The organism is Methylomonas subterranea (genome assembly GCF_024505185.1).
In the GTDB taxonomy this organism is placed as follows: domain Bacteria; phylum Pseudomonadota; class Gammaproteobacteria; order Methylococcales; family Methylomonadaceae; genus Methylomonas; species Methylomonas subterranea.
Map to the genome: position 1 here is coordinate 1 of NZ_JANIBJ010000028.1, position 26,329 is coordinate 26,329.

Consider the following 26,329-nt stretch of genomic DNA (forward strand, 5'->3'; position numbering starts at 1 on the left):
TTTTAGATGGGCTTTTTTTTTGTCTTAACCCTCAGAGGGGTATGTTTTCTTTGTGTTATTTTTGAGGCGATGGATTCATGAAAAAACTGTTTAACAAAAGCACTGTGACCAACCTTATTGCGCTATTGATTATCGTAACCGGCTATCTTTGCCCTATTTATGCCGACCTTACCAAGGCAATCGGTTTTTTTGCTTTTTCGGGCGCAATCACTAACTGGTTGGCTATACATATGCTGTTTGAAAAAGTACCCTTTCTGTATGGTTCCGGCATAGTACCAGCCCGGTTTGAAGAGTTTAAAACGTCGATTAAAGCGTTAATGATGGAGCAGTTTTTTACCGTCGAAAACATTGAACACTTTATAGAAAAACAAGAGCAGGAGGGCGGAAAGGTTTTAAATATTGCCCCTCTGTTGGATGCAGTCGATTATGACAAGGTATACGAAGGCTTGGTGTCGTCAATCATGGGGTCTTCATTTGGCGGCATGTTGATGATGATGGGTGGCGAAGAGGCCTTGTTACCCCTCAAGGAGCCGTTTGTTGGAAAGATGCGAAACACCTTGCATGATATGGTCGAGTCCGATCGATTCAAACATGCCCTCCAGCAAGGTTTGAATGCGCATAAGATTGGCGAAAATCTGACCGGGAAGATCGAAGATGTGATAGACAAACGGTTAAGTGAATTGACTCCGCAAATGGTTAAGGAAATCGTGCAAAGTATTATTAAAACCCACTTGGGTTGGTTGGTGGTTTGGGGTGGCGTGTTTGGTGGAATGTTGGGCGCGGTGTTTGGGTTTGCCTGAAATTTATTATGAATGCGGTTGATCTGGCTTTTGAAACCCATGGCGATGAAAACAATAGTCCGTTAATTATTCTGCATGGTTTTTTGGCATCTTCGCGAAACTGGCGCGGCATAGCCAAACGGCTTGCGGAACATCATTTTGTTTATGTGCTGGATATGCGCAATCACGGCGGCTCTCCTCATGATGAACAAATGGATTATCCATTGATGGCGTATGACGTAATCTGTTTTATGGATAAGATGGGCATTGGAAGTGCGCATTTGCTTGGGCATAGCATGGGCGGCAAAATTGCTATGTGGATTGCCTTGCATTATCCGGAGAGAATTAAACAACTGGTGGTGGTTGATATTGCACCGGTTAATTATGAACATAGCTTTGCGCCCATGATTTATGCGCTCAGGCAATTGCCTTTGGATCGTATCAGCAATCGAAAAGATGCCGAACAGTTTTTGGCGACGGCAATTCCGGACATGGGGTTCCGCCAGTTTTTATTGCAAAATTTGTTGCTTAAGGACAGCGCTTACTTTTGGCGTATCAACCTCGATTATATTGATCGATGCGCACACCACATCGTTGCTTTTCCGCAACCGGAAAATCAAGCCTTTAATAACACGGCATTGTTTGTTGCTGGTGAGCGGTCGACTTATATTGAGCCTACCGCAGTCATAAAATTCTTTCCCTCTGCTGAATTTGTTGAAATCGCGGATACGGGACATTGGTTATACGTTGAAGCGCCCGACCAGTTCTGCAGACTGGTCGCTGAATGGTTGGCCCGATCTTAAAATAAGCTCTTTTTTGGCCCTTGGTACACTAGAAAGCCCGGCATAAACCATTAAGCTAAATCCAGCTTAACTATCTTTCCGGTGTATGGGTGTAATGTGGATGGCTGAACAATCAAGGCAGCAGTTAAAGGCCGGAGTATCCGGCAGGGTGGAGCTATCGTTTCAAGAACTATTGTTGAGTGGGCAAGCAGAAGGGGCGGATGAATATTTGTCGCTGTCGATAAGCGTGCGTGGGGAATTCATTCGAATCCAGATGACAACTATCGATGCTCGCCCCATGACGTATACGGCAATCATTCCCAAAATAAGTAAAATCGACTTGAATTCCTTATTGTTTTTGGCTCAATAGCGATTGGATTCAGACACCCTCCATCGATATCGGGAACTCAAAAAATCTTGGCCTGTGGTAAAATTACAGGTTAACAGCCGCTATTCCTCAACTCTTGTCCGGAACCGGCTAATTACGATGTTTGCGTGCTATCACTGGTTCTTTGTTAACTTTAAAAAAATAAATGCTCATGAATAAACCTAAAAAAGTTGCAATTCTTACCGCGGGCGGATTGGCGCCTTGTTTGAACTCCGCGGTCGGCAGTCTGATTGAACGGTACACAGAGATCGATCCCAGTATTGAGATCATCTGCTATCGTGGCGGTTATAAGGGCCTGCTGTTGGGTGATTATTATCCGGTAACGGCGGAAGTACGACAAAATGCCGGTTTATTGCAACGTTTTGGCGGTTCCGTGATCGGCAATAGCCGCGTCAAATTGACTAACGTGAAAGACTGCGTCAAACGCGGATTGGTTAAAGAAGGCGAGGATCCGCAAAAAGTGGCGGCCGATCAATTGGTTAAAGACGGCGTCGACATTCTGCATACCATAGGTGGCGACGACACGAATACCGCCGCAGCCGACTTGGCGGCTTTTTTGGCCGGAAACAATTACGGCCTGACGGTAATCGGTTTGCCAAAAACCGTGGATAACGATGTATTCCCTATCAAGCAATCCCTGGGGGCCTGGACTGCCGCAGAGCAAGGCGCGCGTTATTTTTGGAACGTGGTGGCCGAAAACAACTCCAACCCACGCATGTTGATCGTGCACGAAGTGATGGGCCGCAACTGCGGTTGGCTGACAGCCGCTACCGCCCAGGAATATCGCAAGTTACTGGATCGGGCTGAATGGTTGCCTGAACTGGGTCTGTCGCGAGCATCCTATGAAGTCCACGCCGTATTCGTACCGGAAATGGCGATTGATCTGGAAGCGGAAGCAAAACGGCTGCGCGAAGTGATGGATAAAGTCGACTGCGTCAACATATTTGTATCCGAAGGAGCTGGCGTGGAAGCCATCGTCGCGGAAATGCAGGCCAAAGGCCAGGAAGTGCCGCGCGACGCATTCGGGCACATCAAACTGGATGCGGTCAATCCGGGCAAATGGTTCGGCGAACAGTTCGCGCAAATGATAGGCGCGGAGAAAACCCTGGTACAGAAATCCGGCTATTTCGCCCGCGCCGCGGCTGCGAATGTGGACGACATGCGCTTGATCAAATCCTGTGCCGATCTGGCCGTGGAGTGTGCGTTCCGTCGCGAATCCGGCGTCATGGGGCATGATGAAGACAACGGCAATGTGTTGCGCGCGATCGAGTTTCCGCGCATCAAGGGTGGCAAGCCGTTCAATATCGATAGCGATTGGTTCACCGAAACTTTAGCCGCAATAGGGCAGAGCAAGGGCGCTAAAGTGGACGTAAGCCACTAAAGTTGAATTGAGGAGGGGCGATTAACCGCCCCTTTTAACTCTTTTGATAATTGCCCCCAGCCTGTCGCTATAATCCCAGTTCGCTCAATCCGGGATGTTCGTCCGGTCGCCGGCCCAGCGGCCAATGAAATAAACGATCGGCGGCCTGGATGGGTAAATCATTGATGCTGGCAAAACGCCTTTGCATCAAGCCGAATTCATTAAACTCCCAATTCTCGTTACCGTAACTGCGAAACCAGTTGCCGGCATCGTCATGCCACTCGTAAGCAAAACGCACGGCTATACGGTGGCCGGTCACCGCCCATAATTGCTTGATTAAACGGTAATCCAGTTCTTTTGCCCATTTTCGTTGCAGAAACGCATGGACCTGCTCTCGCCCTCGCGGAAATTCAGCGCGATTACGCCAGATGGTATCCTCCGTATATACCTGCACCACGCGATCGGGGTCGCGGCTGTTCCAGGCGTCTTCCGCCATGCGCACCTTTTGAGCGGCGGTTTGTTCGGTAAAAGGGGGCAGGGGTGGTTTGGTTTCCATGGTTTTCTCCCGGAGTTGCGATGAAGGGGCGGTAATTAAACGCATGTAGACAAATCTGTCTACATAGGGTGATGGTAGCAATGGCAGACAGTTCTGTCTACAATCCGCCGCATGGCTTCGACGACAACTCTTGTGGATAAACCTCCGCGCGAACGCATATTATCGACCGCGCATGACCTGTTTTACAGAGACGGCATACGCGCGACCGGCATCGATAAAGTGATTGCCGAAGCAGGCGTCAGCAAGGTTACGTTTTATCGGTGTTTTCCCAGCAAGAACGCCTTGATTCTGGCGTTTTTGGATTACAGGCATGCGCTTTGGATCGGTTGGTTTGAAGATGCGCTGCGGCGCCAGTCAGACCGCAAGGCAAAGGGGTTGATGTGTTTGCTTCCCGTGCTGGAAGAATGGTTCGGCAATCCGCTGTTTCGGGGGTGTGCGTTTATCAATACCGTTGCGGAATTTGGCGACAGTTTCCCGGAAGCGCTGGCGGCATGCCGCAGTCACAAACAGGATATGGTCGGTATCATTGCCGGGCTGTTACCTGCCGGCGAGCTGCGGTTTTCGCTGGCGAGCGCAGCGGCTGTCGCGGTAGATGGAGCCATAGTCGTGGCGCAGTTCGAACTGCAAACGTCCTCCGCAAAAACCGCGCTAGCGGGGCTGGAGCTGATTTTGTCAGGGCTCCATAAAATCGGGTCGGCGGGTTAGATCATTTGATCCTCCGCATTAACCATTTTTCGCAGCCGATCGTAAAGTAAACAGTCAGTCCGGCCGCCATAATCAATATCCACTCATCCGGACCGATGGCCTCGCTGCCGAACAGGGCTTGCATCGGCGGCCAGTAGGTAAATAGCATCTGCAACATTACCATGCCAAGCACTCCAAAAATGACCCATGGATTGGAAAATAAACCAACTTTAAACATCGAATGGCTCAATGAGCGGCAATTGAATAAATAAAACAGTTCGCAACAGACGAATACATTGACCGACACCGTGCGGGCTTTGGCTAACGACTCGGCATGCGATAATTCCCAGGCAAACAGGCCGAACGCGCTCGCCAACAATAAACCACCCACCAGACAAATCCGGAATACCAGATGCTTGGTCAAGATGGGCTGGGTCGGATTGCGCGGCTGTCTGTCCATCAAACCGGGTTCCTTGGGTTCGAATGCCAGCATCAGGCCTAGCAATACGGCGGTCGTCATGTTGATCCATAAAATTTGTACCGGTGTGATGGGTAGGGCGGCGTCGGCGAATACCGCCGTGGTAATCACCAAGCCCTCGCCCAGGTTGGTCGGTAAAGTCCAGACGATGAATTTCACCAAATTGTCGAATACGCCGCGACCTTCCTCCACCGCCGCTTCAATAGTGGCGAAATTATCGTCGGTGAGTATCATCGCCGCCGCTTCCTTGGCGACTTCGGTTCCGCCCATACCCATTGATACGCCGATATTGGCTTGCCGCAGCGCGGGAGCGTCGTTGACGCCGTCACCGGTCATTGCCACCACGTGGCCCTTGGTTTGCAGGGCTTTCACCAACAGAAGCTTCTGTTCCGGGCCGATGCGGGCGTAGACTGAACATTGTTCCATCAGATCGGGATATTCGCTTTCGGCTATTGTTTGCAACTCGGCCCCGCTGACGGTGCGTTCGGTGTGGCGCATGCCAAGTTGACGGGCGATGGAGAGGGCGGTGATCGGATGGTCGCCGGTAATCATTTTGACCTCGATGCCGGCGCGGTAACAAGCGGCGATGGAAGCGGCGGCCTCCGGCCTAGGTGGATCCATCATGGCTTGTAAACCCAGGAAGCTTAATCCGCCCAAAATCTCGTCATGCTGGACGGCATTGTCCTGGTGGTCGCCTCTGGCAAAAGCCAGGACCCGGAGGCCACGCGCCGCCAGTTGTTCAGCTTGACGCAGTAATTGTGCCTTGTCCAAGGCAACCGGCCGCAGTTGCTGGTCGAAAGCGTTGTCGCAACGCCGCAACAGGCTTTCCAGCGAGCCTTTCAGATAAACGTGGCGCGCATCCCTGCCAAGGTTGTGATGGAGCGTTGCCATGTATTGATACTGCGATTCGAATGGAATGGCATCCAGTCTCGGTTGGGCGGTGCTGACGGCCAGTTGATGCAAGCCGGCTTTATGGGCGGCCACTATTAACGCGCCCTCGGTTGGATCGCCTTCTATGCGCCAGTCATCGAAATCGGCGATTAGCCTGGCGTCGTTACAGAGCAGGCCGGCTTTTAGGCATTCCAACAAGGCCGGGTTTGTGTTGGGGTCTATCGTTTTATCGCGAAGGATGAAGCGGCCCTCGGGGGTATAACCATTGCCACTGATTTCAAACAGGTCTCCGCCGGCATGGATTGCTGTCACCGTCATTTGATTTTGGGTCAAGGTGCCGGTTTTATCGGAGCAAATGACCGTAGTGCTGCCTAGGGTTTCCACGGCCGGTAATTTGCGAATGATGGCATTGCGTTTTGCCATGCGCGATACCCCAATGGCGAGGGTAATGGTAATCGCGGCTGGCAGGCCTTCCGGAATGGCGCCAACAGCCAAGGCCACCGAAGCCATGAACATATCCAGCATGGAATGTCCGCGCCATACGCCAACGGCAAAGGTCAATACCGCGCACGCGATGATGATCCACAGCAATAGCCGGCTGAATTGGCTTATTTTACGGGTAAGGGGGGTTTCCAACTCGGTGGCGCCGGCTATCATGCGATTGATCAAGCCTATTTCCGTGCGATCGCCGGTTTCCACGACCATGCCGATGCCGCTACCGTAGGTTACCAAAGTCGACGAATAGGCCATGTTGCTTCTATCCGCCAGTACAGTGGTAGCGGGTAGTATGCCGGGGTGCTTTTCCACCGGTAGCGATTCTCCGGTCATGATGGATTCGTCGATTTGCAATTCGCGAACCCGCAAAATGCGGATGTCGGCCGGCACTTTGTCGCCGGATTGCAAAAACACCAAATCACCCGGCACCAGTTCGCTGGCGGACAATTGTCGGCGATGGCCGTCGCGTAAGGCATTACAACTGATGTTGAAGGCTTGTGCCAATGCGTTGATGGCTTTCAAGGCATTGGCTTCCTGAATGAAACCGATGACCGCATTGACCAGCACCACGCCGAAGATGACGCTGCTATCGACCCATTCTTCCAAAAATGCCGTGATTCCGCCGGACAGCAGCAGTATGTAAACGAGCGCCTGGTTGAATTGCGACAGAAACAGGTGTAGGGGGTTTTTGCCCTTGCGCGCGGTTAGCCGGTTGGGGCCGTATTCGCTCAAGCGCCTTTGCGCTTCCGTTTCGCTTAATCCCCGGTGGATATCGAGGCCAAAATCGCTCAATAGCGCTTCGGCGGGTTTAGCATGCCAGTCTGCGTTCGATGGATTCATTGGGGGAGTTCCTTAATGGGTGGAATTTATTGCTTGAATAGGTTGGCCGAGTCTGTTTGCGGGACTTAACAGGGGATAAACGATTTTGAAGCCAAATTTTACGCTTGTTCCTCATTCCGGATGGGGTTATATTCCGCGACGGGCTCAAGGCCTTATTTTAATAAAACAAAAATAACAAACTGGAGGGGACTATGGGTACAGTGATCGAAATTGGGTTTTTAATGTTGGTAATAGCCTGCTTTGCTTTTGCACCGCTGGCTTATTTCATTTACATGTATACAATGAGAAACGGCGAACCGTTCGGCGATATCGAACCGCATGGCGACAGCGAATCGGCGGTGTTGAATATGACCGCAAAAGTGATCGATAAGATCAAGACCGTGATAGCCAAAAAATAATCGTTAGTCTTTATTACGCCGAAAAGCCGGGTAAATCCCGGTTTTTTGCGTTTAGGCAGTCGTTACGCCGCAAGTCGGGCAGGCCGGATTTTTTTTCAGTCGCAGCGTTTGCCATTCCATGCCCAGGCCATCCAGAATCAGCAGGCGGCCGGTCAAACATTCTCCCGCATTCATGATCAGCTTCATGGCTTCCAGGGCTTGAATGCTGCCGATTACTCCGGTAAGGGGAGCGATGACGCCATTGCGGGCGCAATTTTGTAATTCTTCGCCGTCGCTTTGATATAAGCAATTGTAACAAGGGCTATCGTTCCGGCCCGGCGTAAACACGCTGATCTGTCCCTCGAAGCGAATTGCCGCGCCGGATACCAATGCCGTGTGGTGGGCCACGCAAGCCCGGTTGACTGCAAAGCGCGTGGCGAAATTGTCGCTGCAATCCAAGACCACATCGGCGTCGGCCACTTCCCGATCCAGCAGATCGTCCTGTAAGCGGGCCTTGCGAGGGAGTACCCGAACGTCCGGGTTGATATTTTTCAGGGTATTGAGGGTTGAAATGACTTTATCCAGCCCTATATCCGCGCTGCCATGAGCAATCTGACGTTGCAAGTTGGTTAAATCGACCCTGTCGTCATCGTAGATTGTGATCTGTCCAACGCCGGCCGCGGCAAGATACATCGCGGCGGGCGAACCAAGGCCGCCGGCACCGACTATCAATATTTTGGCTGCCAGCAGTTTTTGCTGTCCGGTAATGTCGACTTGCGGCAGCATGATCTGACGGCTGTAACGGAGTAATTGTTGGTCGTTCATGATGAATACGGCTGATGAATGAGGCGCGAATAATGCCAAAGAGCTTGACAGAGTGCAAAAGCTGGATATTATTAGCACTCGTTGCAAGAGAGTGCTAATAGTTTAGTTTGATCTTTAACTTTTAACCCATATAAGGAGACATTGATGAAAATTCGTCCGTTACATGACCGCGTTGTCGTAAAACGTGTGGAAGAAGAAACCAAAACCGCCGGCGGTATCGTATTGCCGGGTTCCGCGGCGGAAAAGCCCAGCGAAGGCGAAGTATTGGCGGTGGGTTCAGGTAAAGCGCTGGACAACGGTCAAGTGCGCGCCCTGGAAGTTAAAGTCGGCGATAAAGTACTGTTCGGCAAATATTCCGGCACTGAAGTCAAAGTCGATGGCGAGCAATACATCGTCATGCGTGAAGAAGACATCATGGGCATCTTGGGTTAATCCCAACCAATTGTTTATCAATTCGTTAATAGATTTAGGAATATAAAAAATGGCAGCAAAAGACGTAAAATTCGGCGGCGACGCCCGTGCATTAATGGTACAAGGCGTTAACATTTTGGCGAACGCGGTAAAAGTAACCCTGGGCCCTAAAGGCCGCAACGCGGTTCTGGACAAAAGCTTCGGCGCACCAACCATCACCAAGGACGGTGTATCGGTAGCCAAAGAAATCGAATTGAAAGACAAATTCGAAAACATGGGCGCGCAAATGGTCAAGGAAGTGGCATCAAAAACTTCCGACGTGGCCGGCGACGGTACCACCACCGCGACCGTTTTGGCTCAAGCCATCGTTAACGAGGGCTTGAAATCCGTCGCGGCGGGCATGAATCCGATGGACCTGAAACGCGGCATTGATCTGGCGGTCACCACGGCGGTTGCCGCCATCGAAAAAGCCTCTACCCCTTGCAGCGATAGCAAAGCCATCGCTCAAGTCGGCACCATTTCCGCCAACTCCGACGAATCCGTCGGCGCGATCATCGCAGAAGCGATGGAAAAAGTCGGTAAAGAAGGCGTGATCACCGTCGAAGAAGGTACCGGCCTGAACAACGAACTGGATGTCGTCGAAGGTATGCAGTTCGACCGCGGTTATTTGTCTCCTTACTTCATCAACAAACAAGAAAGCATGAGCGTTGAACTGGACGATCCTTTCGTGTTGTTGTACGACAAAAAAATCTCCAACATCCGCGAAATGCTGCCGATTCTGGAAGGCGTGGCTAAATCCGGCCGTTCCTTGCTGATCATTGCCGAAGACGTCGAGGGCGAAGCGCTGGCGACTTTGGTGGTCAACAACATGCGCGGCATCGTTAAAGTCGCGGCTGTCAAAGCGCCGGGCTTCGGTGACCGCCGTAAAGCCATGCTGGAAGACATCGCAATCCTGACCGGTGGCGTAGTCATTTCCGAAGAAGTGGGCCTGTCTCTGGAAAAAGCCGACATTAGCCAATTGGGTACTGCGAAACGCGTGCAAATCAACAAAGAAAACACCACCATCATCGACGGTGCCGGCGACGAAGGTCAAATCAAGGGCCGCGTGGCGCAAATCCGCGCCCAAGCCGACGAAGCGACTTCCGATTACGACCGTGAAAAACTGCAGGAACGTCTGGCCAAATTGGCCGGCGGTGTTGCGGTGATCAAAGTCGGAGCCGCGACCGAAGTCGAAATGAAAGAGAAGAAAGCTCGCGTTGAAGACGCTCTGCATTCAACTCGCGCCGCGGTTGAAGAAGGTGTGGTTGCCGGCGGTGGTACCGCGCTGATCCGTGCATTGTCTGCTCTGGAAGGTCTGAAAGGTATCAACCACGATCAAGACGTGGGTATCAGCATCCTGCGCCGCGCGATGGAAGAACCTTTGCGTCAAATCGTCAGCAATGCCGGCGATGAAGCGTCGGTCGTGCTGAACGAAGTCAAAAAAGGCACGGGCAACTTCGGCTACAACGCGGCAACCGGTGAATACGGCGACATGATCGCAATGGGTATTTTGGATCCCGCGAAAGTCACCCGTTCGGCCTTGCAAAACGCGGCGTCTGTTGCGGGCTTGATGATTACCACTGAAGTGATGATCGCCGATGCGCCATCCGACAGTAAAGCCCCTGCAATGCCTGATATGGGCGGCATGGGTGGCATGGGCGGCATGATGTAATCGCCGCTTAGGGCTCCCAAGTCCATAAAGCCTCGGTATCCCTTGGGTGCCGGGGCTTTTTTATGCATGATGTTGTGGAAAATGCCCCGGGTTTACGCAAGGTCCCGCTGGGAACGGACGGCGTCGGCATCAAGCCTGAGTTTAAAAACTTGCTGCCTGACTCGGCGTTTGAGACACTGCGGGTAATTGTTTTTGCAATTCCGGCGGCGCGAGGGCAATTTCCGCCGCCGCTTCTTGGAATAACCGTTGCCGAGCGGCTTTTTGGGTTAAATCATTGCTTCGTATTTTGTCATGAGCGCTTCAGGTAAAAACTGTTCTCTGCTTCCTTCCACCACCATGGTCAGTGGAACGGTTAACCATGCCCAAGTTAAACATGTGCTCGAACCTTATCTGGTGATTTTGTCGGGCTGCGACAGAGGCAGGCAATTCAAGTTGGAGCAGCAATCCTATGTGATAGGCCGCAGCGACGAAGCGGATATCGTGATAGGCGATCCGAAAATTTCCAGGAGACATTGCGTATTTACCGTCTTTAAGGATAGGATTTTGTTCGAGGATTTACAGTCCACAAACGGCAGTTTTTTGGCCGGGGAGCGCATTGAAAAGCATTGGCTGAGCGCGCATGATCGCATCATGGCTGGCGACACGGTGATGCGCATCGATTACAAATGTTATAGCGAGGCCGAATCGGAGCAGGCTCTTTATCGAGCGGCGTATACCGACGCATTGACCGGCATCCTCAATCGGGGGGCGTTCATGCAGCGCGCGCACGAGGAGTTTTCCTATTGCAAGCGTAATAATGCCTTGTTGAGTATCGTGATGTGCGACGTCGACCATTTCAAGGCTAAAAACGATGCTTTCGGCCACCCGGCCGGCGATCAGGTGTTGAAGGAGCTATCCGCTATCCTGTCCGAACAGATGCGAAAGGAGGACCTGCTGGCCCGCTATGGCGGCGAGGAGTTCATCATGATGCTGCGGGAGACGCCCGGAGATGCCGCCGCCGGCTGGGCGGAAAGAATCAGGCGGTCTGTTATGCACTACCCGTTTACATATAAGGGCCAAACCATACCAACCACGATCTCTATCGGCGTGTGTACCCGGCGGGTGACGGCCATCGATTCCTTGCCCACGCTGATACGGATCGCCGACGATGCATTATATCTAGCGAAACAAAATGGCCGTAACCGGCTGGAAATTGCCCATTTCAACTCCGCCAGCGATTGGCGCTGACGAGGCTTGTCCGAATGTGGACGAGCGGCGGGCTTGCCGGCTAGATCGGTATCAATCACATAACATTAGGCTTTTATGATTTCCAATGATTTATCCATTCTGGTGGCCGACGATAACGAAATGAATCGTTGGTTATTGGCGGAACAGTTAAGGTGTTGGAGTGAAAACATCACGCTGGCGGTTGACGGCCGGGAGGCGTGGGGTTTTTTACAAGGACAAAAATACGCACTGGTATTTTTGGATGTCAATATGCCGGGATTGACGGGTTTTGAGTTGGTTAAAAAAGTCAGGGAAGATTCCGTTAATCAAACCTCGCCGGTTATCGCCATTACGGCTCACGTGCAAAGCCATCAGAAGCATTTATTGACGGAATCGGGGTTTAACGATTGTTTGATAAAACCCATCGTGCTGGCCGATTTGCAACGCATCATCGATCAGTGGCGCGTGCCGGCCGGAGAAGGGAGCAGTCATTATTATGCAAATACAGTGCTGGAAAAGTTCGACAGTAATAAGGCTTTGGGCAAGCAGTTTTTGCAAAAATTGTTTCAGGAATTGCCTTTACAGATGACGGAGCTGAAGCTGGCTTTGCAAGCTCATGCGGCGCAGCCGGCCCTGAATATTGCCCATAAACTGCATGGCAGTTTTTGTTTTTATGGCTTGGCCGATTTTCGCGCCAGCGCAAGTCGGGTGGAGCAATCCCTGATTGCGGGCGAATTTGCCGAGGCTTGCCGGCATTTTCAGCAACTGGATGAAAAGTGCGAAGCTTTGCTGGATATGCGGGTAGAAGTATTGACTCATATGGAGGGTTAAGCCTGGGCAAAGAACATGAAGGCGCTGCATCAGTCTGGCCCATGAAAGAAGAGCCGATGGCAGTTTGCTCGCCGTACTGGGCGCCGTGAATATGTCAACATGGTTGGCCGGGTCCATCCTAGCCGACGCCGCCCGTCCGCCAAGCGTTCTTGAACCGCCAAATTACTTTCAGCGTAACGATTTATCGCGGGCCGCGTGCAAAAGACCTTTGATTTTTCCACAAACTGGACTAGGCTAGGCACAGCAAAATTTAAATAAGTCCGAAAAGGCATTTCATGGCTGATTTATTAGCATTTTTAGAGGAAATTTCCCCGGATAATCCTTGTGGCGATTATTTGGAATACGATCCCGCCTATCTTGAGTTGGGGAAAAATATTTTGGGGAAGCCGGAAGATCCCATTACCGGCGAAAAAGCCCAGCCGCCCAATTGGCGGGATATTCATAAGCAAGCCCTGGCCATTTTGCAACAAAGCAAGGATATACAGGTTGTCGTTTATCTGTTACGGGCCTTGATCAATCTTGAAGGAGTGCCGGGGTTTCGGGATGGATTGAATCTTTTATACAGCCTATTGGAAAAATATTGGGACGAGCTGCATCCTGTTCTGGACCCGGATGATGATCTGGATCCTACCACGCGCGTCAACATCCTCGAAGAACTGAGTAATTTCGATTCGGTGCTGTGGCCGCTGACACAGGCGCCATTGGTGGATTCAAAAGCCGTTGGTCGCTATAGCTTGCGCGATTACCATTTGGCCTCCGATAAGGTCGAAGTTCCCGAAGGCGTTGCCAAACCGGATCTGAACAGTATCCGGGCGGCATTCCTGGACGTGCCTGAGGAAACGGTATCGGCGACTTATCAGGCAATCAATGACGGCATTCGGCTGGTGCAGCAGTTGGACAGCTTTGTCGGCGAGAAAGTAGGGATTGAAAATGGTCCCGACTTATCCGCGATATCCTCCCTGCTGAAAGAAATGCGCTATGTGTTCGACCAATACGCCGAAACCGGCGCGGGCGATGAGGAAGAATTGTCCGGCGGCGCAGAGGGCGCCGAGGGCGAATCGGGTTCCGGGGGGGCTTCTCGCAAGGCAGCAGCGGTCGGCGGCGTGAACTCCCGTCAGGATGTGCTGAAAACGCTGGATCTGATTTGCAAATATTATCGGGAAAACGAACCCTCCAGTCCGGTGCCCATATTGCTGGAGCGGGCAAAAAAACTGGTTACGGCGGATTTTATGCAAATTGTGCAAAATCTGTTGCCGGATGGCATGTCCCAACTGGAGCAGATCAAAGGTCCCGATCCGGATGCGGATCAATATTAACAATCACTCAATTACTGGAGTAGGAAATGGCCGAGAGCAGTCAGAAGTTCATTCAACGAAACCGGGCGCCGCGCGTTCAAATCGAATACGATGTGGAAGTGTATGGATCCGAGAAAAAAGTACAGCTTCCCTTTGTGATGGGTGTGCTTTCCGATCTCTCGGGCAAACCGGCCGAGCCCTTACCACCCATTGCCGACCGCAAATTATTGGAAATCGACGTCGATAATTTCAACGAACGCTTGAAATCCATGAAGCCTAGAGCGGCGTTTCAAGTCGCCAACACATTAACCGGCGAAGGTAATTTGAACGTCGACATCACCTTTGAAAACATGGACGATTTTTCGCCCGCCGCGGTAGCGAAGAAAGTTGCCGGCTTGGATAAAATCGTCGAGGCCAGAACCCAATTGTCCAATCTGATTACTTACATGGATGGCAAAACCGGCGCGGAAGAGTTGATCGCCAAATTGATCAACGATCCGGCTCTGTTGAAAACCCTGGCCGATAAGGCCAAACCGGCCGAGGCCGAAAAACCGGCGGATGCGGCGGAAGGAAGTGGGGAGTAATTTATGGCTGAATTAGATACACAAGCCCAGCAAGGCGCCACCGAAACCCTGGAGTTTGACGATTTTGCCGCATTGCTGTCGAAAGAGTTCAAGCCCGGTACCGAAGCGGCCAATCAGGTCAACACGGCGGTTTCCACCCTGGCTCAATTCGCCTTGCAGGATGTCTCGAAAATTTCCGACGATGCGATAAAAAGCATACAGGCCATCATCGCCAGCCTGGACGCAAAAATTTCCGAGCAGTTGAATCTTGTCTTGCATCACCCCGACTTTCAACAACTGGAAGGGGCTTGGCGCGGTTTACATTACCTGGTAAACAACACCGAAACCGATGAGATGTTGAAAATCAAGGTATTGAACATTTCCAAGAAGGAACTGGGCAAAACCCTGAAAAAATTCAAGGGTACCGCCTGGGACCAAAGTCCGCTGTTCAAGAAATTGTACGAAGAGGAATACGGCACTTTCGGCGGCGAACCGTTTGGCTGTCTGGTCGGCGATTACCATTTCGACCATACTCCGCCCGATGTCGAGTTGCTGGGCGAAATGGCAAAAATCGCGGCGGCTTCGCATACGCCCTTCCTGTCCGGAGTTGCGCCTAGCGTGCTGCAAATGCAGAGCTGGTCGGAATTGGCCAATCCGCGCGATTTGACCAAAATCTTCCAGACGCCGGAATACGCCGCTTGGCGTTCCTTGCGCGAATCCGATGACTCGCGATATTTGGGCTTGGCCATGCCGCGTTTCCTGAGCCGATTACCCTATGGCGCCAAAACCGACCCGGTGGATGAGTTCGATTTTGAAGAAGATACCTCCGGCGCCGACAGCAGCAAATATACTTGGTCGAACGCGGCCTATGCGATGGCGGTCAACATCAACCGGTCTTTCAAGCTGTACGGTTGGTGTTCGCGTATTCGCGGTATCGAGTCCGGCGGTGCCGTGGAAGGGTTGCCGGTGCATACCTTCCCGACCGACGATGGAGGGGTCGACATGAAATGTCCAACCGAAATCGCTATTACCGACAGACGCGAAGCCGAGTTGGCAAAAAGCGGCTTCATGCCGTTGATCCATAAAAAAAATACCGACTTTGCCGCCTTTATCGGCGCGCAGTCTTTGCAGAAACCGGCCGAATACGACGATCCCGATGCGACAGCCAATGCCAATCTGGCCGCGCGCCTGCCGTATTTGTTTGCAACCTGCCGCTTCGCGCATTATCTGAAGTGCATGGTCAGGGATAAAATCGGTTCGTTCAAGGAACGCGACGACATGGAAAAATGGTTGACCAGTTGGATCAACAATTATGTCGATCCCAACCCGGCGATGTCGGACGAACTGACCAAATCGCGCAAACCCCTGGCGGCCGCCGAAGTGGTGGTGGAAGAGGTCGAGGGTAACCCTGGCTACTATTCATCCAAGTTTTTCTTGAGGCCGCATTATCAATTGGAAGGTCTCACGGTGTCCTTGCGCTTGGTTTCCAAATTGCCTTCCGGAAAAGGTGGCTAGGATTTGTCTGGGAGGATTTCGAATATTCAGGAGGCTTGAGTATGGTATGAGCACGGCAAATAAGCTTTTTTTAGCTAAGCGTAAGTTTAAATTTAATTCTTTATAAAGAAAGGAGAAGGTCATGGCATTTGATATGTTTTTGAAAATCAAAGATGTTAAAGGTGAAGCTCAGGACGACAAGCACAAAGATACCATCGATGTGTTGGCTTGGAGTTGGGGGATGTCCAATAGCGGCACGACTCACATGGGCAGCGGTTCCGGCGCCGGCAAGGTAAATGTGCAGGACCTCAGCGTCACCAAATATGTCGATAAGAGCACTCCCGACCTGTTGAAGGCATGCTGCAACGGCAAGCACTTCGAAACGGCGGATTTGATCGTCCGTAAAGCTGGCGAGAAACCCGTCGAATATTTGACCATCACGATGACGGACTTGATTGTAACCGCCGTTTCCACCGGCGGTTCCGGTGGCGAAGACCGTTTGACCGAAAATGTCACGCTGAATTTCGGCGCCGTCAAAGTCAAGTACGTCGAACAAACCGCCAAGGGCGGCGAGGGTGCAAAACCCGACATGGGTTGGGATATTGCGGCAAACAAAGCACTGTAAGCTTTGTTGCCTGTCTCAAACGCCCGCCTGAAAGGGCGGGCGTTTCATTTATAGAGTTTGGACGCTTATGATTTCAAGTGCGGCGGAAATTAGCTTAAAAGACGGACGCCTGGATGACGCGCTGGCGCAACTACAAGAACAGGTGCGGAAAAGTCCCGATGTGGCCAAACACCGGGTATTCCTGTTTCAATTGCTGGCGCTGAACGGACAATGGGACCGGGCGCTGAATCAGCTCAACGTTTGCGGCAATCTGGATAATGCAAATTTGGCGATGGTGCAAACCTACCGCGAAGCCATCCGTTGCGAATTATTGCGCGAAAAAGTTTTTAAGGGGGAAACCTCGCCCTTGGTGTTCGGCGAGCCCGAGCACTGGATCGCTCTGCTGGTCGAAGCCTGCAAATTATCGGCGCAAGCCGCTTATACCCAAGCCGGCGAATTGCGCGCTCGAGCTTTCGAACAGGCGCCGGCCTCGTCCGGCAGTTTTAACGGAGAGGCTTTCGAATGGATTGCCGATTCCGACAGCCGGCTTGGCCCGGTCGCGGAAGCGGTAGTCAATGGGCGTTATTATTGGATTCCCTTCAACCGGATTGCCAGCATCGAAATAGAAGCGCCAGTCGATCTGCGGGATTTGATTTGGTTGCCGGCCCAATTTACCTGGACCAATGGTGGTAGCGCGTTCGGATTGATTCCTTCCCGTTATCCCGGTAGCGAAAATGCCGAGGATGCCGCCTTGCGATTGGCCCGTAAAACCGCGTGGCTGGAGCCCGAAGCCGGCCATTACCATGGACTGGGTCAGCGTATCTGGATAACCGACAATGGCGAACACGCCTTATTGGATACTCGGGAGTTAATCTTTAATCCCTCCGTTTCCGAATAACAATGGCCGAGCTTGTTGCCAAGGAACGCCTGCAACCATCCCTGCTGGATCGGCTGACCGACTATGCGCCGACTGAAAAAACCGAATCGCGCGAGCAGCGCGTGATGTCTTACCGGCAATTAAGGCAAAGCGTTTTACGGGATATCAGCTGGCTGTTGAACACCACGGCTTTTGAAGCCCTGGAGGATTTATCGGTAGCGCCCTACGTCGCGCGCTCGGTCGTAAACTACGGCATACCGGCGCTGTCCGGTACCAATTTAAGCAGCGTCGATGCGGGTAATCTGGAGCGCAAGTTAAAGCAGGCCATCATGGATTTCGAACCCAGAATCCTGGCGGATTCGCTTAGAATTGAAATTCTGGTTGCCGGCGATCAAATGAGCCAAAACTCGCTGTCTTTCAAAATAGAAGGCGATTTGTGGGCCCAGCCTTTGCCGGTACACCTGTTTATCCGTAGCGATCTGGATTTGGAGACCGGTGAAGTCACGGTCAAGGAAATAGGCGGTTAGTCATGGATCCGCGCCTGCTTCATTACTACAACCGCGAACTGCAGCATGTACGCGAAGTTGGCGCCGAATTCGCCAGCGAATTCCCCAAAATCGCCGCCCGCTTGGGTCTGGACGCCTTCGAATGTTCCGATCCTTACGTCGAACGCCTGTTCGAAGGCTTTGCCTTCATGGCGGCCAGGGTTCAACTGAAAGTCGACGCCGAATTTCCCAACTTTACCCAGCACTTGCTGGAAATCGTCTACCCGCATTATCTGGCCGCCACGCCGTCCATGACCGTGGTCGAATTTAAGCCGGATTTAACCGAAGAAAGTTTGGCCGAAGGTTTTTTGATAGACAAGGGCAGTTCGTTGCGCAGTCAAATCGCCAAGGGCGAACAAACCGCCTGCGAATACCAAACCGCGCACCCCCTGCAACTCTGGCCGTTGGAAATCAGTCAGGTGGAATATTTACCGACCCTGGCGGCTGTTTCCAGTCGCGGTCTGGCCGATCCCAAACACCTGCACAACGTCAAGGGCGCTATCCGCATCGCCTTGCGTTGTACCGCCGGGGTGCGTTTTAACCAGCTGGCGCTGGAAAGCTTGCCGCTATTTTTGCGCGGTACCGGCGCAATTCCCTACCGCCTGTATGAACAGTTTTTGGCCAATGCAAAAGCCCTGGCCTGCAAATTCAATAACGGCAGCCAAGTGCAGGTTAAATTTGCCGGCGGGCAGCATCTGCGGGGACTGGGATTTGAAAAAGATGAAGCCATGCTGCGGCAAACCCCGCGCTCCTTCGATGGCTATAGGGTTTTGCAGGAATATTTCGCTTTTCCGGAGCGTTTCTTGTTCGCCGAATTATCCGGCCTGTCATCGTTAATCGCCGAGTGTAAAAGCGATGAGCTGGAATTGTTTGTGTTGTTGGATCGCAGCGATCCGCAATTGATCAATGCCTTGGATAAATCCAATTTGGCATTGTTTTGCGTGCCGGCGGTCAATTTATTTTCTAAGCGCACCGATCGCCTGCATGTTGATCAACGCCAGTCCGAATACCATGTAGTGGTGGATCGCACCCGACCCATGGATTTTGAAGTCTACAATGTCGAGCAAGTGGCTGGTTTCGGCAATGACCGTAATGAACAGGCTTTTTTGCCTTTTTACGGCTCGAAAAGCGTCTATCAGAATCAATCCGAAACCGCCTATTACATGCTGAGGCGGCAAAAACGCATTTTGTCGTCCAAACAACGCCGCAAGGGTATGCGTTCCAGTTATATCGGTAGCGAATGCTTCGTCTCGATAGTGGATGCCGAGCAGGCGCCATACTCGCCGAAAATCAATCAATTGGGCTTGGAAGTGTTATGTACCAATCGCGACTTGCCCATGGTAATGCCGGTGGGACTGGGCGACACAGACTTTAGTCTGCAGATCAGCGCGCCGGTCAAATCGATACGCTGTATTTCCGGTCCCACCCGGCCGTTACCCGCCGCCTACGCCGGCGAAAGTGTCTGGCGCTTGATCAATCACCTGTCGTTGAATTACTTGTCGCTAATCGATAGCGATCCCAAGCAGGGGGCGGCCTCCCTGCGCGAGTTATTGAGTTTGTATGCCGATAATCGCGAACCGGTCATAAAAAAACAAATTGAAGGCGTCATCTCGGTCAACGCCAAAAATGTGGTCAGGCGTATCGATTCCAAGGGGCCGATGGTGTTCGGACGTGGTCTGGAAATTACCGTTTTGTTGGATGAGTCCGCGTTTGAGGGGGGCGGGTATTTCTTGATGGGTACGGTTTTGGATCAATTTTTTACCCGCTATGTATCCATTAACTCGTTTATCGAAACCGTCATTCGTACCACGGATCGCGGAGAGGTGGCACGATGGCCGACTCGAATCGGACGCCGACACACGTTTTGATCGGCGAACTGGAGCAGGCTGCGGAGCGTTTCGATTTTTTCGAAACCCTGCGCTGGCTTGAAGCTATAAACGCCGATAAACCGAGATTGGGCGCGGCCGTCAAGTTGAGCGACGATGCCATTCGCCTGTCCCAGGAACCTGAATTGCAATTTCCTGCCTCGACTTTGTCGTCCTGCCGCGTGCCGGAGTCCGGCATACCCAGATTGGCCGTGAATTTTTTCGGTTTGTTCGGCCCCAATGGCGCCTTGCCCCTGCATCTGACCGAATATGCCAGGGAGCGTCTGAGGAATCATCACGATCCCACCCTGGCCCGGTTTGCCGATATATTTCATCATCGCATGCTTTGTCTGTTTTATCGGGCTTGGGCCAACGCCCGGCCGACAGTCAGTTACGATAGACCGCAAACGGATCGTTTTGCCGCTTATGTCGGCTCCCTGCTCGGCATTGGCGGCGAAACCTTCCGCCACCGCGATGCATTGGATGACAGGGCCAAGCTTTTTTATGCGGCGCATTTTTCCGCGCAAACCAAGTCGCCCGACAGTCTGCAGGCCATCATCGCCGACATTTTGGCGATTCGCGTCCGCATCGAAGAATTCGTCGGCGAATGGATGGAAATTCAAATCAGCGATCATAGCCGGCTGGGTTATGCGCCGGAATTGGCAACTTTGGGCCAATCGACTCTATTGGGGGCATTTGTCTGGGGCTGCCAGCATAAATTCAGAATCGTGCTGGGGCCGCTGAAGTTGTTCCAATATCTGGCCTTGCTGCCGGGAGCGCCGGGCTTGGCCAAATTGGCCGCCTTGGTGCGTAATTTTGTCGGTGACGAACTGGTTTGGGATGCGCAACTGATTCTGCACAAAAATGAAGTGCCGGCGGAGTTGAGTTTGGGCGTGCCCGCCAGAGCCTCGGATTTATGCATGAACGGCGAGGCCCGCTTGGGTTGGAGTATGTGGCTGGGACCACGGCCGAGCCCGCGCGACGCCGATGATTTAACCCTGAATCCGTTCTTTGCCGCCGGGTAAACATTATTTTATTCATTCAATACAACCACCAATAGGGTAAAAGCGATGGCAGAAATCAGCCGAGTCAAACTGTTTGGAAAATTAAACCGGGTCTGCTACAAGGCCATTGAAGGCGCGACCGTGTTTTGCAAGCTCCGAGGCAACCCCTATGTCGAGCTGGTGCACTGGTTAAACCAATTGTTGCAATTGCCGGACTCGGATTTGCACCGCATCATCAAGCAATACAGTCTGGATGGCTCCCGTCTGGCCAAGGATGTCACCGATGCGCTGGAACGCTTGCCGCGCGGCTCTACCGCAATCTCCGATTTTTCGCCGCATATCGAGGAATTGGTCGAGCGCGGTTGGGTATACGGCACCTTGATGTACGGCGAAAGTCAGGTACGCACCGGTTATTTGGTGGTGGGTCTGGTGAAAACCAAATCCTTGCGTAATGAATTACTGGGTATTTCCAGGGAATTCGAGAAGATCAAACCCGATGCCTTGTCGGACGATTTGGCGCAAATTGTTGCCGGTTCGCCCGAAGATGGCTTGGCCGCCACCGACGGTTTTCAATCAGGCGCCGCGCCCGGCGAAGCCAGCGGTGCCATGGCGCCGGCCGCCATGGGCAAGCAGGAGGCCCTGAAGCAATTCACCGTCGACCTGACCGAACAAGCCCGCACCGGCAAAATCGACCCCATCGTCGGCCGCGACGAGGAAATACGGCAGTTGATCGATATTCTGATGCGCCGCCGGCAGAACAATCCGATACTAACCGGCGAGGCCGGGGTCGGCAAAACCGCCGTGGTGGAAGGTTTTGCCCTGAAAATCGTCGCCGGCGACGTGCCGCCGTCGCTGCGCGATGTCAGCTTGCGCACGCTGGACGTTGGCCTGCTGCAGGCCGGCGCCAGCATGAAGGGCGAATTCGAGAACCGCTTGCGCCAAGTCATAGAAGAAGTGCAATCCTCGCCCAAACCCATCATTTTGTTCATCGACGAAGCTCATACCTTGGTCGGCGCCGGCGGCGCGGCCGGTACCGGAGATGCCGCCAATTTGCTGAAACCGGCGCTGGCGCGCGGCACTCTACGAACAGTTGCGGCAACCACCTGGGCGGAGTACAAAAAACATATCGAAAAAGACCCGGCCTTGACCCGTCGCTTTCAAGTGGTGCAGGTGCTTGAACCCGGCGAGGAAAAAGCCATAGGCATGATGCGCGGCGTGGTATCGGTGCAGGAAAAACACCATCAGGTCTTGATTCTGGACGAAGCCCTGGAAGCGGCGGTGAAACTGTCGCATCGTTATATCCCGGCCAGACAATTGCCGGATAAGGCTGTCAGTCTGCTGGATACGGCTTGCGCCCGGGTGGGTATCAGCCAACATGCGGTGCCGCCGGCGGTCGACGATTGCCGCAAACGCATCGATGCGCTGGAGACCGAGTTGGCCATTATCGGCCGGGAAAAAGCCGTGGGGATTGAAGTGGCTGGCCGCGAACAGGAAGCAACCGAAAAACTGGAAATTGAAAAATCTCGTCTGGTGGAACTGGAAAGCCGCTGGGAAACCGAAAAAGGCTTGGTCGAGAAAATTCTCGCGCTACGCGCCAAACTGAGAGCGGCCGGGCATGCGGTCGATACCAGCGCCAAGCCGGCCGATTCCGCCGCGGAAACCCCCGCGCAGCCAGCCGATGAAGCCTTGGAGAATAAGGAAGCCTTGCTGGAGGAGTTAAGGTCATTACAAGCCGAACTGCATGAATTCCAGGGCGAGTCGCCGTTGATTTTACCCACCGTGGATCATCAAGCCGTGGCGGCGGTGGTGCAGGACTGGACCGGCATTCCGGTCGGACGGATGGTGAAAAACGAAATCGAAACCGTGCTGAAATTGGCCGACAATCTGGAACAGCGCATCATAGGCCAGCGCCATGCCTTGGAAATGATTGCCCGCAGGATTCAAACTTCGCGGGCCGGCCTCGACAACCCCAACAAACCGATTGGCGTGTTCATGCTGGCCGGTACTTCCGGGGTGGGTAAAACCGAAACCGCCCTGGCCTTGGCCGAAGCCTTGTACGGCGGCGAACAAAACGTCATTACCATCAACATGAGCGAATATCAGGAAGCGCATACCGTGTCGACCTTGAAGGGGGCGCCTCCGGGCTATGTCGGTTACGGCGAGGGCGGGGTGCTGACCGAAGCCGTGCGCCGCCGTCCCTACAGCGTGGTGCTGCTGGACGAAGTGGAAAAAGCCCATCCTGACGTGCATGAAATTTTCTTCCAGGTGTTCGACAAGGGCTGGATGGAAGACGGTGAAGGCCGGGTGATCGATTTTAAAAACACCTTGATTTTGCTGACTACCAACGCCGGCACCGATTTGATTTCCGGCCTGTGCAGCGACCCGGAACTGATGCCCGATCCGGAAGGCATATCCAAAGCCCTGCGCGAACCCTTGTTAAAAGTATTCCCGCCGGCTTTGTTGGGCCGCTTGGTGGTGATTCCTTACTACCCGCTCAACGACGAGATGATAGGCGCCATCGCTCGCCTGCAACTGGGCCGCATCAAAAAACGCATCGCCGAAAGCCACAAGGTGCCGTTCAGCTATGACGACGAAGTCATCAAGCTTATTGCCAGCCGTTGCACCGAACTGGAAAGCGGCGGCCGCATGATAGATGCCATTCTCACCAATACCGTATTGCCGAAAATCAGCGAGGAGTTTTTGCTGCGCATGGTGGAAGGCAAGCCGATCGAACGCGTGCATGTCAGCGTGGTGGATGGCGAGTTTGGCTACGGGTTTGAGTGATGCGGCTTAACGATTTCGCGACCATCGGCCGTGAAGCATCGTTTTAAATTGTTTGAGGTGGAGATTGTAACTTCAGTATTGCTAGTTTCGGCCATGAAACGGGAAGAGGGGAGTGAAGGCGCCCGGTTGATTACCGTTGCAAATGTCGTGGCGTCGCGTTTTGCTGCTTGGCAAAACTTAGGGGTCGGTTGGACCGGCTTGATGTTTTCAAACGAATTTTTCAGTTGGAGAATTTAAATGCCATGTCCCGTGTGCGGCAAGCCCACTATCCCTTGGTTCACGCCTTATTGTTCGTCCGTATGTAAAACGAAGGAGCCCAAACAGCCCGAAAAACGCAATCCGACGCTGTATGATTTTTTTCGTTCCGAACGCATCGTTAATCCGCGCGACGGATACAACATCGCGGGATTTGTTGTGGGTAAGGAGTTCAGGTATTTCGAGTCGAGCAACTTGATGTTGCCGGCCGTCGTCAATGCCTTGCAGGAGCCGCATGGCAACGAAGCGATTTATACCAACCGCCGTGAAACCATGTGGCTGAAGGATTATCCGCTAACCAAGGTCAAATTCATGGATGTGTTAAAGAATAACGAGGGAGACGGCGCCTCGGAGGTGACACCCAAGTTATTGACCGAGAAGAAATGGCCGCGACGCATTATCTCGACGGAACTCGCGGCGCCCATAGCCGGCGGCGGACTTTATGCCTGTGCGTCCAAGGTCCGTAAAACGGATACCTTCGTGGAGGGCAGTCGGGACAGAGGGCTGGCGAGAGCTCTGCGTTACTACATGTTGGCGGCGTATTCCCTGCTGGATATCAGCAATCAGGAAGGATATCAGGGGCTTAAAAACTACGTGGGCGCATTGCTGGTCAGCGATAAAGGAGAGATTCTGGCGGCGGGTATCAACACCGGGAAATTTAGGCATGCCGAGGTCGGTATGTTGTTGTCGTATTTCAGGAATAACCCGCATGCGAGCAGTATTCCGCAGAACAGTGTCATCTTCTCCACGTTGACGCCGTGTCGGGGCTGTACAGGGTTTCTGACGCTGGCCAAGTCGACCAATAGCGTGATTTACTTCGGGCAAAAAGATACAGGTAAGGACGGCAAGATCGGTCAGAAGATTTCGTCGCCGCTTGGCGAAAAAACCAAGGCCCCCATGGGACGCAGCAGTGAGGCGCTGACCGGCACTGTTGAGCCGGGCGAAAGCGAAGGTGGCGGTGTCGTGTCCCTGTGCGCGGCGAGTGCAATTCACAAAGTTCAAATTGATAACGGACTCGCCAGTTGCATGGGGGAGGGTTCGATAGCGACCCAGATAGGGAAGGCCAAGGATTCGCGTGGCATCATCGGTTCAGCCAGTGAGGCCTTGATTCACAAGATGCTCAAATCGCGGACGGGTGGTAGTGACGAGGATCTGATCAAGCAGGCCGTGCTGACCTACATTGGTCAGTGGTTGGGTAGCACCAAATCGGTGGAGTAGGTGCTTGGCGCGGCGAGACCTGGCGCCCATATGCATTCTCCAATGGGCGTTGACAGGCTAGTTGAATGGCGTTCGGTTTTTGGCGTCGAGAGGTCAAATACTAAAAATGCGGTAAATAATTATGATCGATGTTCGTATCGGTTTTAAATGGCCGAGATTACGTCGCGGTCACTTTTGGAGTTAAGTTCATGAATACGTTAACCGAAGTTTATGACAAATGTATTGAATTATTGAAGGTCAAGTCTCTGGACGACAGTTGGTCTACTATCGAGGCCGACCTGAAGGCTTTGTTAAATGCCGATGGGCCGAATTTCGCTAAGGCCGAGGTCCTCGAAGATTTAAGGAGTAAATTAAATAAGGCTTCCAAGGGTAAAGGTGTAGCCGCGACGGCGGTGGCCGACGAAATTATTAATGCTTGTAAAGTGGGCGTTAATGGCTTTCAGGACAGAGCCGCACTGCTTAAGGCCATGAAACATTTTTATTTGGTGAAAAGAAAAGGCAATCAGAGTATTTGGGTTGTCGATTCTCCCAAGGACTATCCGAAATGGACCTTTGATGAGTTTTCGGGGGCGACTAAAGAAGCATTGAAAACCGCATTACAAAAAGAGCAGGAAGTGTTCGGAGCGGGTCACCGGAAAACCATGTCGGATTCCTTGCAGCTTGCCCGAAAATGGAGTTCCGACGTGCAAGTCAAGTTGGCGGCAAATGACAAGAAAACGCTGGAAAAAGTCAAACGCTGGTTTCACGCGGGGGAAGCGCCCAAGGATGAATTGGCCGCAACAGTGGCTGTTCTGTTGGAAGGATTCAAAAAAATTCACGCTACATGTAATACCACCACGGTCATATTTTCCGATAGGCCGCATTTGCGCGCGGGCGGTGAATGGGACAATGTTTATGCGTCTGTTAATTCAAATGATGTAATGCCGGTTATTTATATTTTTCAGGTGTTCTTGACAACCGGCAAGAGAAATTGCTTTGGCCAGGTACCCAAATTATGGCTCTGCGCTTTGACGGTCGTGCATGAGTTATCGCATAAGTTGGTAAAAACCGAGGATATCCGCTATGACGATGACGGCTTAAAGCCGGGTGCCAGCTTTACGAGTGATCAAGCGTTGAAGAACGCGGATAGTTGGGCTTACTTTGCCGCCGATGTAGTCGGAGTATTGACGAAAGGAACCATTCAACGAGTCCTTCAATGAAATATTGAAAAA

25 protein-coding genes are annotated in these 26,329 nt (G+C 52.6%); 22 read left to right on the plus strand and 3 right to left on the minus strand.

Annotation, left to right across the window (positions count from 1 at the left end):
• Positions 1 to 77: 77 nt before the first annotated feature.
• From NP590_RS14465 to NP590_RS14480, 4 genes are all read left to right on the plus strand, one after another.
• Positions 78 to 800 (plus strand): DUF445 domain-containing protein, encoded by a 723-nt coding sequence (locus NP590_RS14465; protein WP_256603255.1) that lies wholly within the window; start codon positions 78 to 80, stop codon positions 798 to 800.
• An 8-nt stretch (positions 801 to 808) separates the two neighbouring features.
• On the plus strand, positions 809 to 1,582 hold the full coding sequence (locus NP590_RS14470) for an alpha/beta fold hydrolase (protein WP_256603256.1): 774 nt from the start codon (positions 809 to 811) through the stop codon (positions 1,580 to 1,582).
• 100 nt (positions 1,583 to 1,682) lie between these two features.
• Positions 1,683 to 1,931, plus strand: coding sequence for a hypothetical protein (locus NP590_RS14475; RefSeq protein ID WP_256603257.1), 249 nt, complete (start codon positions 1,683 to 1,685; stop codon positions 1,929 to 1,931).
• 169 nt (positions 1,932 to 2,100) lie between these two features.
• On the plus strand, positions 2,101 to 3,330 hold the full coding sequence (locus tag NP590_RS14480) for a pyrophosphate--fructose-6-phosphate 1-phosphotransferase (RefSeq protein WP_256603258.1): 1,230 nt from the start codon (positions 2,101 to 2,103) through the stop codon (positions 3,328 to 3,330).
• 67 nt (positions 3,331 to 3,397) lie between these two features.
• Here NP590_RS14480 and NP590_RS14485 read toward each other — a convergent pair whose 3' ends face one another.
• The gene (locus NP590_RS14485; RefSeq protein ID WP_256603259.1) at positions 3,398 to 3,865 is read right to left on the minus strand and encodes a nuclear transport factor 2 family protein; all 468 of its coding nucleotides are present in this window, start codon (positions 3,863 to 3,865) and stop codon (positions 3,398 to 3,400) included.
• Positions 3,866 to 3,976: 111 nt separating this feature from the next.
• Between NP590_RS14485 and NP590_RS14490 the strand changes: the two genes are divergently transcribed.
• Complete coding sequence (locus tag NP590_RS14490; protein WP_256603260.1) at positions 3,977 to 4,570, plus strand: TetR/AcrR family transcriptional regulator; 594 nt, start codon at positions 3,977 to 3,979, stop codon at positions 4,568 to 4,570.
• A gap of 1 nt (position 4,571) precedes the next feature.
• On the opposite strand, the gene NP590_RS14495 is transcribed toward NP590_RS14490, so the two are convergent.
• A complete protein-coding gene (locus tag NP590_RS14495; protein WP_256603261.1) occupies positions 4,572 to 7,253 on the minus strand; it encodes a cation-transporting P-type ATPase in 2,682 nt (893 codons plus the stop codon).
• Positions 7,254 to 7,444: 191 nt separating this feature from the next.
• Here NP590_RS14495 and NP590_RS14500 point away from each other — a divergent pair, with 191 nt between their 5' ends.
• Complete coding sequence (locus tag NP590_RS14500) at positions 7,445 to 7,651, plus strand: hypothetical protein (protein ID WP_256603262.1); 207 nt, start codon at positions 7,445 to 7,447, stop codon at positions 7,649 to 7,651.
• A 51-nt stretch (positions 7,652 to 7,702) separates the two neighbouring features.
• Here NP590_RS14500 and NP590_RS14505 read toward each other — a convergent pair whose 3' ends face one another.
• Entirely contained in the window at positions 7,703 to 8,455 is a 753-nt protein-coding gene (locus tag NP590_RS14505; protein ID WP_256603263.1) for a HesA/MoeB/ThiF family protein, read from the minus strand.
• A 144-nt stretch (positions 8,456 to 8,599) separates the two neighbouring features.
• Here NP590_RS14505 and groES point away from each other — a divergent pair, with 144 nt between their 5' ends.
• The 16 genes from groES (at position 8,600) to NP590_RS14585 (ending at position 26,317) form a co-directional block, all read left to right on the plus strand.
• Positions 8,600 to 8,887, plus strand: a complete 288-nt coding sequence (groES, locus tag NP590_RS14510; protein ID WP_305888697.1) for a co-chaperone GroES — start codon at positions 8,600 to 8,602, stop codon at positions 8,885 to 8,887.
• 49 nt (positions 8,888 to 8,936) lie between these two features.
• Positions 8,937 to 10,577: a chaperonin GroEL gene (gene groL / locus NP590_RS14515; RefSeq protein ID WP_256603265.1), complete on the plus strand. Its 1,641-nt coding sequence runs from the start codon at positions 8,937 to 8,939 to the stop codon at positions 10,575 to 10,577.
• A 62-nt stretch (positions 10,578 to 10,639) separates the two neighbouring features.
• On the plus strand, positions 10,640 to 10,885 hold the full coding sequence (locus tag NP590_RS14520) for a hypothetical protein (protein ID WP_256603266.1): 246 nt from the start codon (positions 10,640 to 10,642) through the stop codon (positions 10,883 to 10,885).
• Positions 10,869 to 11,804, plus strand: coding sequence for a GGDEF domain-containing protein (locus NP590_RS14525; protein ID WP_256603267.1), 936 nt, complete (start codon positions 10,869 to 10,871; stop codon positions 11,802 to 11,804). Before NP590_RS14520 ends, NP590_RS14525 begins: the two co-directional genes overlap by 17 nt.
• 75 nt (positions 11,805 to 11,879) lie before the next feature.
• Entirely contained in the window at positions 11,880 to 12,614 is a 735-nt protein-coding gene (locus tag NP590_RS14530) for an Hpt domain-containing response regulator (protein WP_256603268.1), read from the plus strand.
• A gap of 275 nt (positions 12,615 to 12,889) precedes the next feature.
• A complete protein-coding gene (tssA, locus tag NP590_RS14535) occupies positions 12,890 to 13,930 on the plus strand; it encodes a type VI secretion system protein TssA (protein WP_256603269.1) in 1,041 nt (346 codons plus the stop codon).
• A 26-nt stretch (positions 13,931 to 13,956) separates the two neighbouring features.
• Positions 13,957 to 14,493 carry a type VI secretion system contractile sheath small subunit gene (gene tssB, locus NP590_RS14540; protein WP_256603270.1) on the plus strand — a complete coding sequence of 179 codons (537 nt, stop codon included), beginning with the start codon at positions 13,957 to 13,959 and terminating at the stop codon, positions 14,491 to 14,493.
• A 3-nt stretch (positions 14,494 to 14,496) separates the two neighbouring features.
• A complete protein-coding gene (gene tssC / locus NP590_RS14545; protein WP_256603272.1) occupies positions 14,497 to 15,987 on the plus strand; it encodes a type VI secretion system contractile sheath large subunit in 1,491 nt (496 codons plus the stop codon).
• 121 nt (positions 15,988 to 16,108) lie between these two features.
• A complete protein-coding gene (locus NP590_RS14550) occupies positions 16,109 to 16,591 on the plus strand; it encodes an Hcp family type VI secretion system effector (protein ID WP_256603273.1) in 483 nt (160 codons plus the stop codon).
• A gap of 67 nt (positions 16,592 to 16,658) precedes the next feature.
• The gene (locus NP590_RS14555; protein ID WP_256603275.1) at positions 16,659 to 17,468 is read left to right on the plus strand and encodes a type VI secretion system accessory protein TagJ; all 810 of its coding nucleotides are present in this window, start codon (positions 16,659 to 16,661) and stop codon (positions 17,466 to 17,468) included.
• 2 nt (positions 17,469 to 17,470) lie between these two features.
• Positions 17,471 to 17,974: a type VI secretion system baseplate subunit TssE gene (tssE, locus tag NP590_RS14560; protein WP_256603276.1), complete on the plus strand. Its 504-nt coding sequence runs from the start codon at positions 17,471 to 17,473 to the stop codon at positions 17,972 to 17,974.
• A 2-nt stretch (positions 17,975 to 17,976) separates the two neighbouring features.
• Positions 17,977 to 19,860 (plus strand): type VI secretion system baseplate subunit TssF, encoded by a 1,884-nt coding sequence (gene tssF, locus NP590_RS14565; protein ID WP_256603277.1) that lies wholly within the window; start codon positions 17,977 to 17,979, stop codon positions 19,858 to 19,860.
• Positions 19,824 to 20,882, plus strand: coding sequence for a type VI secretion system baseplate subunit TssG (gene tssG, locus NP590_RS14570; protein WP_256603278.1), 1,059 nt, complete (start codon positions 19,824 to 19,826; stop codon positions 20,880 to 20,882). Before tssF ends, tssG begins: the two co-directional genes overlap by 37 nt.
• 45 nt (positions 20,883 to 20,927) lie before the next feature.
• A complete protein-coding gene (gene tssH / locus NP590_RS14575; RefSeq protein WP_256603279.1) occupies positions 20,928 to 23,645 on the plus strand; it encodes a type VI secretion system ATPase TssH in 2,718 nt (905 codons plus the stop codon).
• A 237-nt stretch (positions 23,646 to 23,882) separates the two neighbouring features.
• The gene (locus NP590_RS14580; RefSeq protein WP_256603280.1) at positions 23,883 to 25,118 is read left to right on the plus strand and encodes a hypothetical protein; all 1,236 of its coding nucleotides are present in this window, start codon (positions 23,883 to 23,885) and stop codon (positions 25,116 to 25,118) included.
• Positions 25,119 to 25,306: 188 nt separating this feature from the next.
• On the plus strand, positions 25,307 to 26,317 hold the full coding sequence (locus tag NP590_RS14585; RefSeq protein WP_256603281.1) for a M35 family metalloendopeptidase: 1,011 nt from the start codon (positions 25,307 to 25,309) through the stop codon (positions 26,315 to 26,317).
• Positions 26,318 to 26,329 lie beyond the last annotated feature (12 nt).